This is a genomic window from Alkalihalobacillus sp. CinArs1 (genome assembly GCF_947387515.1).
Taxonomy (GTDB): Bacteria; Bacillota; Bacilli; order Bacillales; family Guptibacillaceae; genus Guptibacillus.
In genome coordinates this window covers 728,026-742,553 of the sequence record NZ_CANDOB010000001.1, presented here as the reverse complement: position 1 = coordinate 742,553, position 14,528 = coordinate 728,026, and the positions used below count along the sequence as shown (strand labels likewise).

The window sequence follows — 14,528 nt, the reverse complement described above, 5'->3', positions numbered from 1 at the left end:
ATATAACAGGGAAACATGATTTGCTTCCCTATATGATATTGTTTGGAGGAATATTGACATTAGTAACGGGAATAGCAGAATACAAGAATGCTCATAGGGGAAATGCATTATTTCCTTTATTGAAGCTGCTTTTGTAGTAATCATACTTTTGAGTTCATACTAAGCAATCGTTAGTGATTATACGCGATACAATCAGAAGGAATTTATTCGCGTATATGTTATTGTTCCATATATTCTCTTAGGAGCAGAATACACTAGTTTTTAGGAGGGATAAAGTTATGGAAAGAAGATGCCCAGAATGCGGTGGAGTAGAGTTTGATGTGGGTAAAAGTGAAAGGAGCGCTTACTGAAAAAATGGTAAGCGCTTTATTGGGTTTGAGTTAAAACGACTAAAGAGAAGGGTGAAGAAATGAATGAACTACTGTTAGTCTCCCTTTTTGTGTTTATATTATCTATTTTCTATAAGTCTCTCGTTTCCTTTTATTTATGGAGTACCCTGGATAGCTTGATAAAGATAAAATAACTCATCGTTCTTCAAAAGTTTTGGTACAGGGTATAAAGGAATTGTTTCAGCTTGTGCATGCTTTATCATTTTAGGAAAATCTTGATCTAGAATTCCCTCAATTTTATTCGGAATATCCAACTTCGCATTCATTTCTTCAATCGCTTCAATAAACAAGTTGGCTTTTCGCTGTAAGGATTCTCCTTTACCGATTCCGACTACATCTGCAAGCTCTGCTAACGAATGTTGCACTGCTTCTCCATAATATCTAAGCACATGTGGCATAATGACTGCGTTTGCTAATCCATGTGGTACATCGTAAAATCCACTTAGCGTATGTGCGATGGAGTGAACATACCCTACATAAGAGCGCGTAAATGCGAGGCCAGCAAAATAAGATGCTTGCTGCATTTGTTTACGTGCTTCTACATTGCTTCCATTCTCGTACGCTTCATATAAATTCTCGAAAATCAGCTTCACTGCTTTTGTGCAATAGCTACGCGTTTCAGCTGTTGTACTTTTCCCAATATACGCTTCAACAGCGTGCGTCAATGCATCCATCCCAGTCATAGATGTAATATGTTTTGGCAGTCCAATCGTTAACAGCGGATCTAACACGGCTACGTGTGGAATGAGGGAATGATCATTAATCGCAAACTTCTCTTGTGTTTTTTTATTTGAGATGACAGCCGCTAACGTTCCTTCACTACCTGTACCTGAAGTCGTTGGTACTGCATATAATGGAGGAATTTTCTTTCGTACTTTAAGGACGCCTTTAAGTTGTGTGACTGACTTATTTGGACGCGAAATACGCGCAGCAATGGCTTTTGCACAATCAATAGGAGAACCACCACCAAAGGCAATTATGCCTTCACATCCTTTAATTTCATAAACTTCGCGTGCTTCTTCCACATTTTCTATCGTTGGATTTGGGACGGTTTTGTCATAGATTGTATAAAGAATGCCTGCTTCATTCAACTTTTGAAGTAGAGGCTCCATCAAACCAATTTTTGTAATTCCAGCATCCGTTACAATGAGTACATTTTTAACCCCTTTTTCTGTCAACTTAGTAGGAAGGTCAAGTACACTATCTTCTCCTTCTAATAGATCCGGTACTCGCCAGGGCATAGCAGGTGATAGGATTCGAAGAACTCGTTGATAACTACGAGCATAAAGTTTTATCATTTGAAAAACCCCTCTTCATTGTTTTCCTTTTGATTTTAGCTCTTTCTTCTTATAATAGAATTCTTTTAGAGATATCTGAGAATTACTGCTGTAGTTGAAGAATAAACGAAACTATTGGTCTTTTCATACTTGAGCCAATTAATACGATAGATGAGATACTGAACGGTAGCTTAGGTATTTAATAGAGTAAGTTTAGTACATGGCAGTTTACTTATAAAATATAAGGGGTTTTTGCATTTAAGAAGTTGGTGAAATCTGATGTTGTAAGCTTGATTGCTGCACTTTTGTTTTTGGTGAGCTTGTTTATTTATGAATGATCGTAATCAGCAGTTCGATAGAAGTCCTTTGAAGGGAATCATCCAGTATTACTTCTTACATTGCTCATAGCGACTTTTAAGGATTTATTCAAAGAAAGAAGATAGATCCTAACTGAATTTTTCCTGCACTTCTAAGTAAACATTAATCCCTCTATATTCGTTTAACAAGAGAACGGTTGATCTATGATGAAAAACTAACAAGTTTGTTTTAAATAGGGAGGTAAAGTGTTTATGGTCTACATTATACAGTACATTTTCTCAGTTTTTATGGTTTTCTTTTCTGGTTTTGTAACGTGGTATGAAGGTAGCGAACTTAGGGATAAGCCCTGGGAATGGGGTTATTCAGCAATTTTTTCGAAAATAATGATTGGCAAAGTAACAGTGGAAAATGATATTTCAGGTTTAGATCATTTTATTTATGCTGCTAAATTTAAACCAGTGTTTCCATTACTATTTACTATAAGTCTTCTTTACTTATTTATAGTAATCGCTTGGAATTTACTCCGATCTAATATGAATTTATTGGTAATCTTTCATAGTGCTCTAGGTGGAAGTTTATTAGTGTTGAGTCTGTTGATCGTTGAATCGCCAACAATGGGGCTTAACTTGTTTACATGGTTTTTTGTCGTGACTGGAATCTTAAACTTTTTTATTGCAGTTATTCTAAGGGTGAGAGTAAATTATGTTTCAATGGCCTAATTGCAACTTTGGTTAGAAACTAGTTCAAAAGAATTAGTTAGAGGGAATTTTTTATCTGTATCGAAAATATAAGAATAAGTGTATATCACAGGTAACCTTTTGGCTTAATCAGGTTCTATTAAAAAGATTCTAGTTTAACAAAAGGTGCTACTCATTAAGGAGAGGAAGGTAAACAGCAGGAGTAAACATCTCAACATTCATACATCGCTTCCTCTTTTGGAAATCAAAATTAATCGAGGAGGAGAAGCTAAATGCAAGCGCTCACATATAAAGATTCATTTCAATTCCTAGATTTCTTTGAAGCAAACAGTCAATCCTTCACAGAAACGCTACTCCAAGAAGCGGTTAATGTTAAAGATAAAATTAATGAAATACTAAGAGTAGGTAATATTGACCTTGTTTCAAATGCTCACACACTCGTTGTTTATATCATTGAGCAAAATGATCAGGATCTTCATGCTTTTGCGGTAAAAGAAGGAATTGCCTGGGCCACGCATTCTCTTGCGATCTCGTTTAAATTAGAATGGGTGCAAGCAATACGACGAACATTATGGGTGTATTTTCAAAAGTATACGGAATTAGAACGTAATGATACTGGCATTCATTTTTTTGAAATGGAGAAACAAATAAACAACCGAGTGGACCATTTTCTGAATTCCTTCTTTATTAGTTATACAGAATACAAAGATTCACTTATAAGGGCACAAAAGGAACAAGTTGAAAATCTATCAGTGCCAATCATTCCGATCAACGATTCAGTAAGCATTCTCCCTTTAATCGGAACAATGGATGCGCAGCGAACCGAAATCCTTGAGGAGAAAGTATTAACTGCAATAAGCGAGATGCGTATCCACACATTGATTATGGACTTATCTGGAATTGCTGATATCAATCGTGATGATATTTACCGTTTGGTTCAAATTGTTGATGGAGCTTCACTGATGGGATGTACCACTGTTATAACCGGATTAAGAAAGCTAGTTGTAATGAAAATAACAGAGCTTGGGATTAAGTTAAATGAGGAAATTAAAACATTAGGAACTTTACAGCAGGCATTGAGACAATATTTTACTGCTTAATGGTAGCTTTAAGGTCTGATTTGATACAGGCGAATTCTTATGTAACCCTACTTTTCCAAGAGGTTGAAATGGTAGTCTTCAAGCACTAGTGGAGCAAAAATCATGCTTGTTTAATTTTTACGTTAATGTAGTTAATTCGTTGTAATCAATAAAAATCCTATATGGAGAGTCATTAAATTGGAGAATATCATTCGTGAATTTAGTTGGGTTGGAAGTCAGTCTAATTTTGTAGATAACATTACTGTTATTAGTATTGAGCACATATCCTTAGGGCGTTTTGGTGGAAATTCTGAAGCAGGTCAGTATAAGAACGAAGATGGTTGTTTGATCTGGGTAGATAAAGAAGCTGGGTGGGAGTTTACTGTCATTTTAGATGCGCATAATTCAGCCGAAAGTGCAGAATTAGTAGTAGAGCAATTTTTGAAGTGGAAGGCAGAACTACAGCAGATTTTATCGCTTCCATCCGAACAAACTATGAAAAGGCTACATGATACAATGCTAAATCTATTCCAAGAGGAAACGTTTCTAAAGGATTGTAAAAACGTGCAAGGTGAAACAGCCTGTTTGATCGTTTTAAGAAAAGAAAAGTATGTATGGTGGTTTTCAATCGGTGATTGCCTTTCGTTTGTGTTTCATCCTGAACTTGCTCGTCTTGGTCAGTATCAACTAAACCAACGCCAGTTTTATGAGTGGATTGGCCAGGTTAATACATTTGATCAAGTTATTCCTTGTTATAGTAGCGGTGTAAGAGAATTAAGAAAAGGTGTAAATCGCATATTCTTAACAACTGACGGTCTGCTTGAATGCCCTAACGAACCATTCTCTGTTCCTAAAAATATTTATGATATGATGAGCGATTCACAGGTTGATGAGGGAATGACAAGATTATTGGAAGTCATCAAGAAGAATCATGTTAGAGATAGTACAACCATTATTTCTTGGGATGTAAAGATTACTGATGAAGTAACAAATCCAAGTGATCTGTGAACACCTTTATCTTGTAGATAACGAGAGCTCATTCTTTAATAGGAGGAGCTCTCTTACTTATGAATTCACAGGTTAATAAAAAGACTAATCGTAGTGAGTGAAGGGATACGCTTTAGAGCTTTACTTAGAGTCTAATACAAATTTTTGGAACCACTCCCAATCTCAAACGTAAATATTGTAAAAGGTCAAGTATTGGGAGGCATATGTATGAGTCAGCTTTATATTAAACAGAAGGTATTCAGTCTTGGAGGGGAATTTACAGTAAAAGATCAACAGGAGAAGGATGTTTATTACGTGGAGGGAAGTTTTATGCAAGTTCCAAAAACTTTCTTCATTATGAATACTGCAAGGGATGAAGTAGCACTCATTACAAAAGAAGTGTTCAGCTTTCTACCAAAGTTCTTAGTAGAGGTGAATGGGCAAGAGGTAGTAACAATTAAAAAGGAATTGTCCTTTTTAAAGTCACGATATTCGATTGACTCGGGAGGTATTGACGTCCAAGGTAATTGGTGGAATATGGACTTTCACGTTTTACGACATGGTGAAATCATAGGAGAAGTGAGCAAAGAATGGTTCACTTGGGGTGATAGCTACAAGGTTAAAGTAATAGATGGAGAGATGGAAACTATTATGATTGCACTCGTTGTTGCGATCGATTGTGTGAAGGCAGATCAAGCAGCTGCTTCAGGAGCATCGATTTAAAAAATTAACGTAAGATTATCTATGTCACCGACTAAGCAGATTTGGTGCGAATGCAATGTTGTTTAACATAGCGAAGCTTATTCGAAATAGCTATGAAAGTGAGGACGTATGAAAAGGTTAGTTATCATAACAGTAGGTAAAACCCACACAGGGAAAAGTACCTTTGCGCGAGCATTAGAAAAAGAACTGGTTCATTCTTTTGTTGTAGACCAAGACAACCACGCTGAATTTATAAATACATACTATAAAAATCTTCAACCGAAAAGTGGTCCAAATACACTGAAGCACTCGATTTCCAAACTTATCGTCGACTATGCGAAAGAGCATACGGACTTTCATATTATTGTTAGTAGTGCAAATCGAACTAAATCAGGACGAAAATATTTGCTTGAAGACATTTATGCTAAAGAGGAATTTGTTCGTATCCTTGTTCATTTTGATATCCAAGAAGACATACTTCGAGATCGAGTTAAGCATAGTCATCGAAGTACCAATATCTTTAGAGGGAATACCTCTAATTTTGAGGAAGTCCTTATGCGTCAACAGAATGAGTCACGAAATGAAGATGTAGTAGATCCAGAAGAATGTGAAGCTGATTATCTTTTTGTCATTAGACATAGTGAAGAAGTTGATTCTGTCATTAGAAAGATTGTTCGAATTTCTAACTGATCACCTCAAGTAGAAAAAATTCCCCTCCAAAAAGGAGAGGAACTGTTGTTAGGCTTTGACTAAATCCATTTCGATCTCATGGTCTTTGATATAGGCAATAGGCAGAAGCGTGCTTTCAAAGTCAAATGACTTTAATTCTTCACCTTTAGCCAAACGGTTAGGGTAATCTGGATTTGCAAGTGCGCTAGTACCTAGACTCACAAAGTCCGCGTCTTTCTCTGCGATCAGTTTGCTCGCCTTTTCTGGATCACCAAGCTGGCCATTTGCGATGATCGGAAGGTCAGAGAAAGCTTTCGCTGCAGCAGTTAAGGTTTTCGTTCCTTCACCGAAAGCTGGTTGAACAGCATCACCATCAGTAACGTGGATGTAGTCAAGATCAGTCTCGTTTAGGGTAGAGAAGATCAGTTGAGCTGAGCTTTCTCCATCTGGCCATTTATAAGCAGGATCCGCAACTTTTATTTGAGAAATACGAATACCTACAGTGAAATCTTCACTTACAGCTTCTTTCACATCTTTGATTACTTCTGTTATTAGTTTCAAACGGTTTTCTAATGAACCGCCATATTCATCCGTGCGGTGGTTTGTATAATCAGTTAAAAACTGATCAAGAAGATAGCCGTTCGCCCCGTGAATTTCTACTCCATCAAATCCAGCTTCCTCAGCATAGCGAGCAGATTGAACGAAAGATTCACGAATCTGCACAATATCTTCTTTCGTAAGCGATTTTGGTTTTTCAAAGGGACCTGAACCACCGTAAAAACCAAGTTGCTCTCCTTTAGGAGCGATGTCTGAAGGAGCTACAGTAGTATTTGTGTAAACATTCCCCTGGCTTTGTCCACCAGCGTGCATAAGCTGGGCAATGATCGCTGTATCATGGTTATGCACTGTATCCACAATCTCTTTCCAAGCGTTCACATGGTTGTCGTTCGTGAGACCAGGCTGGTTTAAATACCCTTGACTGTAGAGCTGGTCTGTATAAATTCCTTCTGTAATGATTGCACCAAATCCACCTTTAGCATATCGTTCATAGTAATCACGCATTTTATTCGTTGCGCTACCATCATCAGTTGCAGTAATTCTTGTCATTGGAGCGACAATGAATCTGTTCGATAGATGAAGTTTCCCAAGGTTTTGTTCAGTATATAGATTTTCGTAATTCATTTCTTTCATCCTTTCGAATTAAAGATATCTTAATTCATTATAAATGGAGTTCGTTATTTTCTCGAAACATATGCTCACATCAGTAGGCTGTTCATCTCTTCTAAGTTCATACACAAAAAAAGATAACCCCTTGTTAAGGAGTTATCTTTGCTTAAAGGTTTATCGAATTTGACCTGTTCCTGTCATGCAATACTTAATCGTTGTAAGTGCTGGTAGACCCATTGGTCCTCTTGCATGAAGTTTTTGTGTTGAAATTCCGATCTCTGCACCGAAACCAAGAGCTGATCCATCTGTAAAACGAGTAGATGCATTGTGATAGACTGCAGCTGCATCAACAAGGTTACGGAAAAGGGAAGCTGATTCTTTATCTTCTGTGATGATGGCTTCTGAGTGTTTAGTTCCGTAAGTTTCAATATGATCGATCGCTTCTTGCGTACTATCTACTGATTTAATTGCGATTTCAAGTCCAAGGTACTCATTGCTCCAATCGTCTTCATCAGCAAGTACTGCATCTTCAAACGTATTCACGATGTGCTCGTCCCCGTGAATCTTAACATTGTTATCTTTAAGAGCTTTCGCAAGAAGATTTTTGTTTTCATTTAACCATTCTTTGTGCACGATAAGCGTTTCAGCAGCGTTACACACAGCTGGGCGGTCTGTTTTTGCATTGATCAAGATGTTGATCGCTTTTTCAGCGTCAGCGTGCTTATCGAAATAGATGTGGCAGTTACCAACACCTGTTTCAAGCACAGGTACAGTAGCATTGTTTACTACCGTATTGATCAACGCACCACCGCCACGTGGGATCAATACATCGATATGCTCTTTCATCGTAAATAGTTCGCTAGTCGCTTTACGATCTGTTGTAGCGATTAGTTGTACTGCTTCAACAGGGAGCTTCGTTTTAGGCAGCGCATCATGAATAACTTTTACGATACCTTTGTTTGAGTTCAGCGCGTTAGAGCCGCCTTTTAGAACAATCGCATTTCCTGACTTAAGAGCAAGTCCAGTTGCATCGACCGTTACGTTTGGGCGAGCTTCATAAATCATGCCGATTACACCAAGAGGTACGCGAACTTGTTCGACTTGCATACCGTTATCTAAATTCCAGTCAGAAAGTACTTCACCAACAGGATCCTCAAGCTGTGCTACTTCACGAAGTCCGTTCGCAAAATCTTTCACACGGTCTTCCGTTAAGCGTAAGCGATCCATAAATGCATCTGTAAATTCTTTTTCTTTCCCTCGTTCAAGGTCTTTATTATTCTCTTGTAGGATATAATCCGTATTTTGTTCAAGCACGTCCGCAATAATGTTGAGCGCTTCGTTTTTCTCTTCCGTCGTAAGCAGCGAAAGCTTTTTAGAAGCTTTCTGTGCTAGCTTCGCCTGTTCTTTTACATTTACTTCTACCGTTGTATTTAGAGTAGTCATCAAACGCCTCCTGTGAAATTAATGTTCTCGTGTTGGTTGTTCAAGTTATCTTTTATGAGCCTAGTGGAATTGCAAGCTGATCTTGTGATACAAAATCATTGATATGAACAGCTTCTTTTACAGATACATCGATCAATTCTGAAATCTCATCAGATGTGAGACCCTTAATCATCTTAAGGTGTTTAGAAGAGTAGTTTGTCACACCAAGACCGATTTCTTCGCCATCCATGTCCGTTACCTTAACGACTGCACCAGGCTTAAAGTGACCGTGTACATAATGAACGCCAATAGGCTGTAGGCTTCGTTCTTGATCTGAAATTTCATCTCTTGCTTTGTCTGTAACGATTACTTCACCTTCAGGGCCTGAGTTAAATGCGATCCATTGCTTCTTATTGTCAAGCTCTGCGTCGCCCTCTGGTTCGAAATAAGTTCCTCTTGCTGTTTCTTGAACAGCGTTATAAATAATGCCTTTCGTTGAAGCATTACCAAGGAATGAATTTGTTCCTGAAGCCATAGCAATTTTCACAGCATCGATCTTAGATCTCATTCCACCTGTTCCAACAGAGCTCGATGGCTCTCCAGCAGATTCTTCGATTTCAGGTGTGATTTCTGTAACATGCTCAAGAAGTTCAGCGTCTGGGTTCTTTCTTGGGTCGTCACTGAACAGTCCATCTATATCTGAAAGGATAATAAGTTGATCTGCATCGACTAAAGCACCAACTTTAGCTGATAGCGTATCGTTATCACCAAACTTCAATCGTTCAACTGTTACTGTGTCATTTTCATTTACGATCGGTACAATACCGCGTTCTAACAATACATTGATGGTATTGCGTGCGTTGTTATATCTTTTTCGATCGGAAAAGTCACTTCTCGTAATCAAGATCTGTGAAGCTGTATAGCCATGGGAGATGAAACGCTCTGAGTAAGCTTCCATTAATAGTCCCTGGCCAATCGACGCGGCCGCCTGTTTTTCAGAAAGAGATGTAGGACGCTCAAGGCAACCGAGTCTGCGATAGCCAGCAGCTACTGCACCTGAAGATACGAGAAGTACTTCGTGTCCTTCATCTTTTAACATTACGATGTCATCAACTAATCGTTCTAGTTTTCTGCGGCTGATGTCTCCGAGTCTGCTCGTTAATGAGCTGCTTCCAATTTTTATTACGATTCGCTTTTTTCCATCGTCTAGATTCATCATTTCACTCCTATTAACTTGCCGTTAAATGTGTTTTTTTCTTCTGTGACTGGACAATTTGCTGTGATCAATTCGACTATTCGAGTATAACAAACCGTCATTTCCTTACAATACCAGCTTCCCAAATAGTGCGGATAAATGGAGAATAACTAAGAAAATGGACGATAGACGTTCTAATCTCCTCTTATATTCTCTTAGAAGATGAGACGCTGTCACAACCTTATATATAACTACTATCCGCGACGACTAATTACCAAATAACCCCAAATTATGCGGAAAGGTGTATATAAGCATCCCTCCAATTCTGCTTAATGTAAGGGCTTACATTTACTAGGGTGTATAAATTCCCGGAATTATACATTTATAAACCTTTGGTTCATTTGTACCCTTCAAACTCTGGTATACTGCTTATAACAAGTCTAGAAAAGGGGGCTGAGGAAATGAATGTATGGGAAATAATCTTTTTCATTTTGACCGCTTTTTGGATTGGGGAATTCGTATTAAAGCGTGGAAAGGACCAAAACAAACCAACGAATATTGAGAAGAAATCGTTCCGACTAATCCTCATCATGACGTTATCAACGATTCTTTTGACGGTTATTTTTAGTGTTTTAAACTTATTTAATTTTGAAGAGTCCGCTTGGTCAAAAAGTATTGGAATAGTAATTTACGGAGGAGGTATATTACTACGGTACTGGGGAATTAGAGAGCTTGGACAGTTTTTTTCTAGAGATGTAATCGTTGAAGAGGAGCTTGAGTTAGTCAGCTCAGGTCCTTATCGTAAACTAAGACATCCGCTTTATACTGGATTATTATTGATTACGATTGGTTTTCCCATCTATATGGGAGTGTGGATCGGTGTGTTCGTAGCGTTGTTGTTACTCATACCGTCATTGTTGTACCGGATAAGAATTGAAGAAGAGCTATTATCAAAGTCGATTGGAATAGGGTATGAGGAGTGGGGGAGAACACGTAATCGTCTGATCCCTTATATATATTAACGGTTTATTCATACCAATAATCGTAGAAAGAGGTACCTGATGAATGACTCTAAAACAATGATCAAATTACGAAACAGCTTTTGGTTTTTACCCGTTATTTACGGAATTCTTTCAGTAGTCGTAGTTGGTATAAGTACATGGATCGATATCGCTTATATGTCACAGCTTGATGGTACATATTCGAAGCTATTCTTAGCTTCTGAGAAAATAGCACAGTCCCTGTATGGACCTCTCATTACTGCGATCTTAACGATGACTACCATTTCTTTTTCTTCTATTATGGTTGTGTTAACGACTTATTCTTCACAGTTTTCACCTAGAACACTGCAGGATTTTATATCGGATCGTTTCACTCAACATGTACTAGGTATTTTCGTGGCTGGCTTTGTTTTTGCTTTGTTCAACATGCTGTTCTTGACAGGGAAAGACGAAAGGCTCTTGTTATCCCCTGTTCTAACGGTAGTGATCGCTGTTGTTTGCTTATTGTTCTTTGTTTTATTTATTCATCACTCTTCTTCTTTTGTACAAGTTAGCAACTTGATCGAGAAAATCACAAGAGAAACGTTGGCATTGCTCGATACGAAAGAAGAATTGATTGCAGGAGAGAAGTTCGAGGATTGGGATGGTTGGGAGAAGCTTGAACTTAGAGAAGGTGATGGCATTCCGATCTATAGTGAGAAAATGGGGTACATCCAACAGATTCAATATGAAAATCTTGTTGAACATTCAAAACAAGATGACCTCATCATTAGGTTGAATGCCGTAGTAGGTCAATATGTGAGACGAGGCTCTTTACTTGGGACGGTATGGGTGAATGGTAATGATCCTTTTAAAAAGAATACTGTATTAAATGTAATAAAAATCGGTTCAGAGCGGATCAACACTCAAGATCTTGAGTTTTCAATTCAAAAACTTGTTGAAATCTCATTACGCGCAATTTCTCCTTCTGTTAATGATCCTCATACTGCAATCAACTGTACTAATCGTCTTGGATCGATCTTACATCGTATAGGTGAAGTATATCGACCGAAAGAAGTCTTTTTTGATTCAAATAGAAATTTGCGAGTTATGACCTCTCCAAAATCTTTTTTTCACTATCTCTATAAGTCTTTTTATTTAATAAGACATTATGGCAAAGGTGATGTTTCGGTTATAAACGGTGTTCTCGAAGCGTTGATCTTAACAGCTGAAGGACAAAGAGAAGAAATCAAAAGTGATATACGTAAATTTCATGCTTATATTATGGAAGGAATCGATTTCGAACAATATCCTGAGCTAGATAAAGAATTGATAACAACTACCTCAGACTATTTAACAGAGATTTGTAAGAAGTGATAGAGAAGAGCGCTAGAAAGGATGAAAATATGGGGAAAGAACTAGCACCCGTTTCGGGAAGCGAGAGGATCCATTCAATAGATGCGATGAGGGGATTTGCACTGTTGGGCATTTTTTTAGTGAATATGATTGATTTTCACTCTCCCTATATCTATATCGACAACCTTAATTATTGGGGAAATCAGCTTAATCAATGGTCTATGATCTTTGTTGATTTCTTCGCTCAAGCGAGCTTTTACCCACTTTTTTCATTTTTGTTCGGGTATGGCTTCATTCTATTCCGAAGTCGTGTACTGGAGAGAGGTGCTGCATTTTATCCATTGATGCTAAGACGCCTCCTGTTCTTAATGTTGTTAGGAGTCATTCATTTCACTCTTATTTGGCATGGTGATATTTTATTTACATACAGTCTTTGCGGTTTAGTCCTTCTTTTATTTATCCGATTGAGAGGGACGAGACTACTTCAAATCGGAGTTGTTCTTTGGCTTATCTATGCCATTTTCTTGTTTTTATTGATGTTACCATTAAGTGCTGTTGAATTTTCGAGTCATCAGCCAATTGCGATCCAGCAATCGATCGAAGTATATGGATCTGGTAGTTTAGTAGAAATCATGCAACAAAGAATCGAGGACTGGGCTTATGTGAACGGGGGCTGGAACGCACTCTTTCTATTATTTGTGATTTTGCCTTTCTTCTTATTCGGCGCAGGGTTTGCGAAAAAGGGATGGCTGAACGGTGATGTTGCTAACTCTCCACTTATAAAAAAACTACTCATGGTGGGTTCTGTTGGGTTTGTTATAAAGTTTCTTCCATATGTAACGAGTTCATATGCGTTTTTACACCTTCAAGATTCGCTCGGAGGCCCTCTTGTATCACTATTTTATGTAGCCCTTTTTGTTTTGCTCTACCAGAGAGGTAAGAAGATGATCGTTTTCGAATGGGTAGGAAAACTTGCACTTAGTAATTATTTGTTCCAGTCCATCGTTTGCACACTGATCTTTTATAATTATGGATTAGGTCTTTATGGGGAAGTTGGAGTAAGCACCGGTATTCTCCTATTGGTAGTCATCTATATCGTTCAAATCGTACTGAGCAAAATATGGCTGAATTCATTCAAGTATGGTCCGCTAGAATGGGTCTGGAGACTAGTAACCTATCAAAAAAGATTTTCGATAAAAAGAAATGAGGGGTAGCGATGAAGGTCATTGAAAAAGCGGTTGAATATGCTGCGTATGCACATGATAAACAGTATAGAAAAAAATCAAACCTTCCTTATGTTTCACATCCTATTACAGTTGGCTTTTACTTACTTAAACATGGAGTAAGGGAGGAAGTTGTCGCTGCTTCTATTCTTCATGATGTGTTAGAAGATACGGCGACGACTTATTCAGAACTCGAAGAAGCGTTCGGTGTTGAAATTGCAAGGTTAGTTGAAGGATGTTCTGAACCAGAGAAAAGCATGGTGTGGGAAGAACGTAAAAAGCATACGATCGATTATTTAGAAGGTGCTTCTTTTGAGATTAAGCAAATTGCTTGTGCTGATAAACTACACAATTTGCGAACCATCCTCATCGAGTTACAAAACGATGGGGACCTCGTTTGGGAGAAGTTTAGTAGGGGCAGAGAGAAGCAGGGTTGGTATTATAGATCTATCCTAGCGAGTTTGCTAGCAAACCTAACTGACGAACAACGAGAATGGGAGTTGTTTAAGGAATTAGAAGAAACCATCGATAAGGTCTTTATGAAAGAATCATAAATTATGTGATTAGCTTTCCTATTCAAGGGTAATGGTAACCATACCCAAATTCAGTTGGTAGGAGGCTCTATATGGAAATTATTCTCTATTTGGCAGTTGCAGTCATAGCGCTAGCTTTTGCTATCTTAAGTATTTTTCTGATTAAAGTATTGAAATCTACGAATGCTACCCTTTCTAAAACTGCTGAGACGATTGATTCTGTGCAAGGTCAGATTGATGGGTTAACGAAAGAAACGACTATTCTGCTCCATAAAACGAATGTTTTGACTGACGAAATTCAAGAAAATGCAGCAAAGTTCAGTCCAGCGTTCGATGCTGTGAAGGATACTGGTGAATCTTTGAAGAAACTCAACAACTCTTTTGCAAAAATCAGTCATTCTTTTGAAAAAGGTGTAGAATCAAAGCAGGGAAACACGGTTAAAGTAGCGAATTGGGGTAGTACTATCTTAGGATTATGGGAACAGTATCGTCTTAAGAAGTCGTACACTCAATCTGTTAAGGAGGATGGTTAA

Annotated in this window: 14 protein-coding genes; 10 read left to right on the top strand and 4 right to left on the bottom strand. The window is 38.0% G+C overall.

Features of this window, described 5'->3' with window-relative positions:
• Positions 1-484: 484 nt before the first annotated feature.
• Complete coding sequence (locus PFZ69_RS03975) at positions 485-1,687, bottom strand: iron-containing alcohol dehydrogenase (RefSeq protein ID WP_270179719.1); 1,203 nt, start codon at positions 1,685-1,687, stop codon at positions 485-487.
• 548 nt (positions 1,688-2,235) lie between these two features.
• On the opposite strand from PFZ69_RS03975, the gene PFZ69_RS03970 reads away from it, so the two are divergent.
• From PFZ69_RS03970 to PFZ69_RS03950, 5 genes are all read left to right on the top strand, one after another.
• On the top strand, positions 2,236-2,703 hold the full coding sequence (locus tag PFZ69_RS03970; protein ID WP_270179718.1) for a DUF4306 domain-containing protein: 468 nt from the start codon (positions 2,236-2,238) through the stop codon (positions 2,701-2,703).
• A 251-nt stretch (positions 2,704-2,954) separates the two neighbouring features.
• Positions 2,955-3,782: an STAS domain-containing protein gene (locus tag PFZ69_RS03965; protein WP_270179717.1), complete on the top strand. Its 828-nt coding sequence runs from the start codon at positions 2,955-2,957 to the stop codon at positions 3,780-3,782.
• Between the two features lie 177 nt (positions 3,783-3,959).
• The gene (locus tag PFZ69_RS03960) at positions 3,960-4,769 is read left to right on the top strand and encodes a protein phosphatase 2C domain-containing protein (RefSeq protein WP_270179716.1); all 810 of its coding nucleotides are present in this window, start codon (positions 3,960-3,962) and stop codon (positions 4,767-4,769) included.
• A gap of 207 nt (positions 4,770-4,976) precedes the next feature.
• The gene (locus PFZ69_RS03955) at positions 4,977-5,471 is read left to right on the top strand and encodes an LURP-one-related/scramblase family protein (protein ID WP_270179715.1); all 495 of its coding nucleotides are present in this window, start codon (positions 4,977-4,979) and stop codon (positions 5,469-5,471) included.
• A 108-nt stretch (positions 5,472-5,579) separates the two neighbouring features.
• Positions 5,580-6,140, top strand: coding sequence for an AAA family ATPase (locus tag PFZ69_RS03950; RefSeq protein ID WP_270179714.1), 561 nt, complete (start codon positions 5,580-5,582; stop codon positions 6,138-6,140).
• A gap of 48 nt (positions 6,141-6,188) precedes the next feature.
• Here the strand turns inward: PFZ69_RS03950 and PFZ69_RS03945 are convergent, their stop codons facing one another.
• The 3 genes from PFZ69_RS03945 to proB all read right to left on the bottom strand — a co-directional run bounded on the left by PFZ69_RS03945 (position 6,189) and on the right by proB (position 9,924).
• Positions 6,189-7,301 (bottom strand): NADH:flavin oxidoreductase, encoded by a 1,113-nt coding sequence (locus tag PFZ69_RS03945; RefSeq protein WP_270179713.1) that lies wholly within the window; start codon positions 7,299-7,301, stop codon positions 6,189-6,191.
• Positions 7,302-7,460: 159 nt separating this feature from the next.
• Positions 7,461-8,729, bottom strand: a complete 1,269-nt coding sequence (locus PFZ69_RS03940; RefSeq protein WP_270179712.1) for a glutamate-5-semialdehyde dehydrogenase — start codon at positions 8,727-8,729, stop codon at positions 7,461-7,463.
• Positions 8,730-8,781: 52 nt separating this feature from the next.
• Positions 8,782-9,924 (bottom strand): glutamate 5-kinase, encoded by a 1,143-nt coding sequence (gene proB / locus PFZ69_RS03935; RefSeq protein WP_224880073.1) that lies wholly within the window; start codon positions 9,922-9,924, stop codon positions 8,782-8,784.
• Positions 9,925-10,364: 440 nt separating this feature from the next.
• Here proB and PFZ69_RS03930 point away from each other — a divergent pair, with 440 nt between their 5' ends.
• The 5 genes from PFZ69_RS03930 to PFZ69_RS03910 all read left to right on the top strand — a co-directional run bounded on the left by PFZ69_RS03930 (position 10,365) and on the right by PFZ69_RS03910 (position 14,528).
• A complete protein-coding gene (locus PFZ69_RS03930) occupies positions 10,365-10,925 on the top strand; it encodes a methyltransferase family protein (RefSeq protein ID WP_270179711.1) in 561 nt (186 codons plus the stop codon).
• 39 nt (positions 10,926-10,964) lie between these two features.
• Positions 10,965-12,260 carry a DUF2254 domain-containing protein gene (locus PFZ69_RS03925; protein WP_270179710.1) on the top strand — a complete coding sequence of 432 codons (1,296 nt, stop codon included), beginning with the start codon at positions 10,965-10,967 and terminating at the stop codon, positions 12,258-12,260.
• A gap of 29 nt (positions 12,261-12,289) precedes the next feature.
• Complete coding sequence (locus PFZ69_RS03920) at positions 12,290-13,453, top strand: DUF418 domain-containing protein (RefSeq protein ID WP_270179709.1); 1,164 nt, start codon at positions 12,290-12,292, stop codon at positions 13,451-13,453.
• A 2-nt stretch (positions 13,454-13,455) separates the two neighbouring features.
• Positions 13,456-14,016, top strand: a complete 561-nt coding sequence (locus PFZ69_RS03915) for an HD domain-containing protein (protein WP_270179708.1) — start codon at positions 13,456-13,458, stop codon at positions 14,014-14,016.
• 71 nt (positions 14,017-14,087) lie between these two features.
• On the top strand, positions 14,088-14,528 hold the full coding sequence (locus PFZ69_RS03910; RefSeq protein WP_270179707.1) for a DUF948 domain-containing protein: 441 nt from the start codon (positions 14,088-14,090) through the stop codon (positions 14,526-14,528).

Bases quoted from the DNA above. Each gene is read 5' to 3' on its own strand.
- PFZ69_RS03975 (WP_270179719.1), bottom strand. From the start codon at position 1,687: ATGATAAAACTTTATGCTCGTAGTTATCAACGAGTTCTTCGAATCCTA.
- PFZ69_RS03970 (WP_270179718.1), top strand. From the start codon at position 2,236: ATGGTCTACATTATACAGTACATTTTCTCAGTTTTTATGGTTTTCTTT.
- PFZ69_RS03965 (WP_270179717.1), top strand. From the start codon at position 2,955: ATGCAAGCGCTCACATATAAAGATTCATTTCAATTCCTAGATTTCTTT.
- PFZ69_RS03955 (WP_270179715.1), top strand. From the start codon at position 4,977: ATGAGTCAGCTTTATATTAAACAGAAGGTATTCAGTCTTGGAGGGGAA.
- PFZ69_RS03950 (WP_270179714.1), top strand. From the start codon at position 5,580: ATGAAAAGGTTAGTTATCATAACAGTAGGTAAAACCCACACAGGGAAA.
- PFZ69_RS03945 (WP_270179713.1), bottom strand. From the start codon at position 7,301: ATGAATTACGAAAATCTATATACTGAACAAAACCTTGGGAAACTTCAT.
- PFZ69_RS03940 (WP_270179712.1), bottom strand. From the start codon at position 8,729: ATGACTACTCTAAATACAACGGTAGAAGTAAATGTAAAAGAACAGGCG.
- proB (WP_224880073.1), bottom strand. From the start codon at position 9,924: ATGAATCTAGACGATGGAAAAAAGCGAATCGTAATAAAAATTGGAAGC.
- PFZ69_RS03930 (WP_270179711.1), top strand. From the start codon at position 10,365: ATGAATGTATGGGAAATAATCTTTTTCATTTTGACCGCTTTTTGGATT.
- PFZ69_RS03925 (WP_270179710.1), top strand. From the start codon at position 10,965: ATGAATGACTCTAAAACAATGATCAAATTACGAAACAGCTTTTGGTTT.
- PFZ69_RS03920 (WP_270179709.1), top strand. From the start codon at position 12,290: ATGGGGAAAGAACTAGCACCCGTTTCGGGAAGCGAGAGGATCCATTCA.
- PFZ69_RS03915 (WP_270179708.1), top strand. From the start codon at position 13,456: ATGAAGGTCATTGAAAAAGCGGTTGAATATGCTGCGTATGCACATGAT.
- PFZ69_RS03910 (WP_270179707.1), top strand. From the start codon at position 14,088: ATGGAAATTATTCTCTATTTGGCAGTTGCAGTCATAGCGCTAGCTTTT.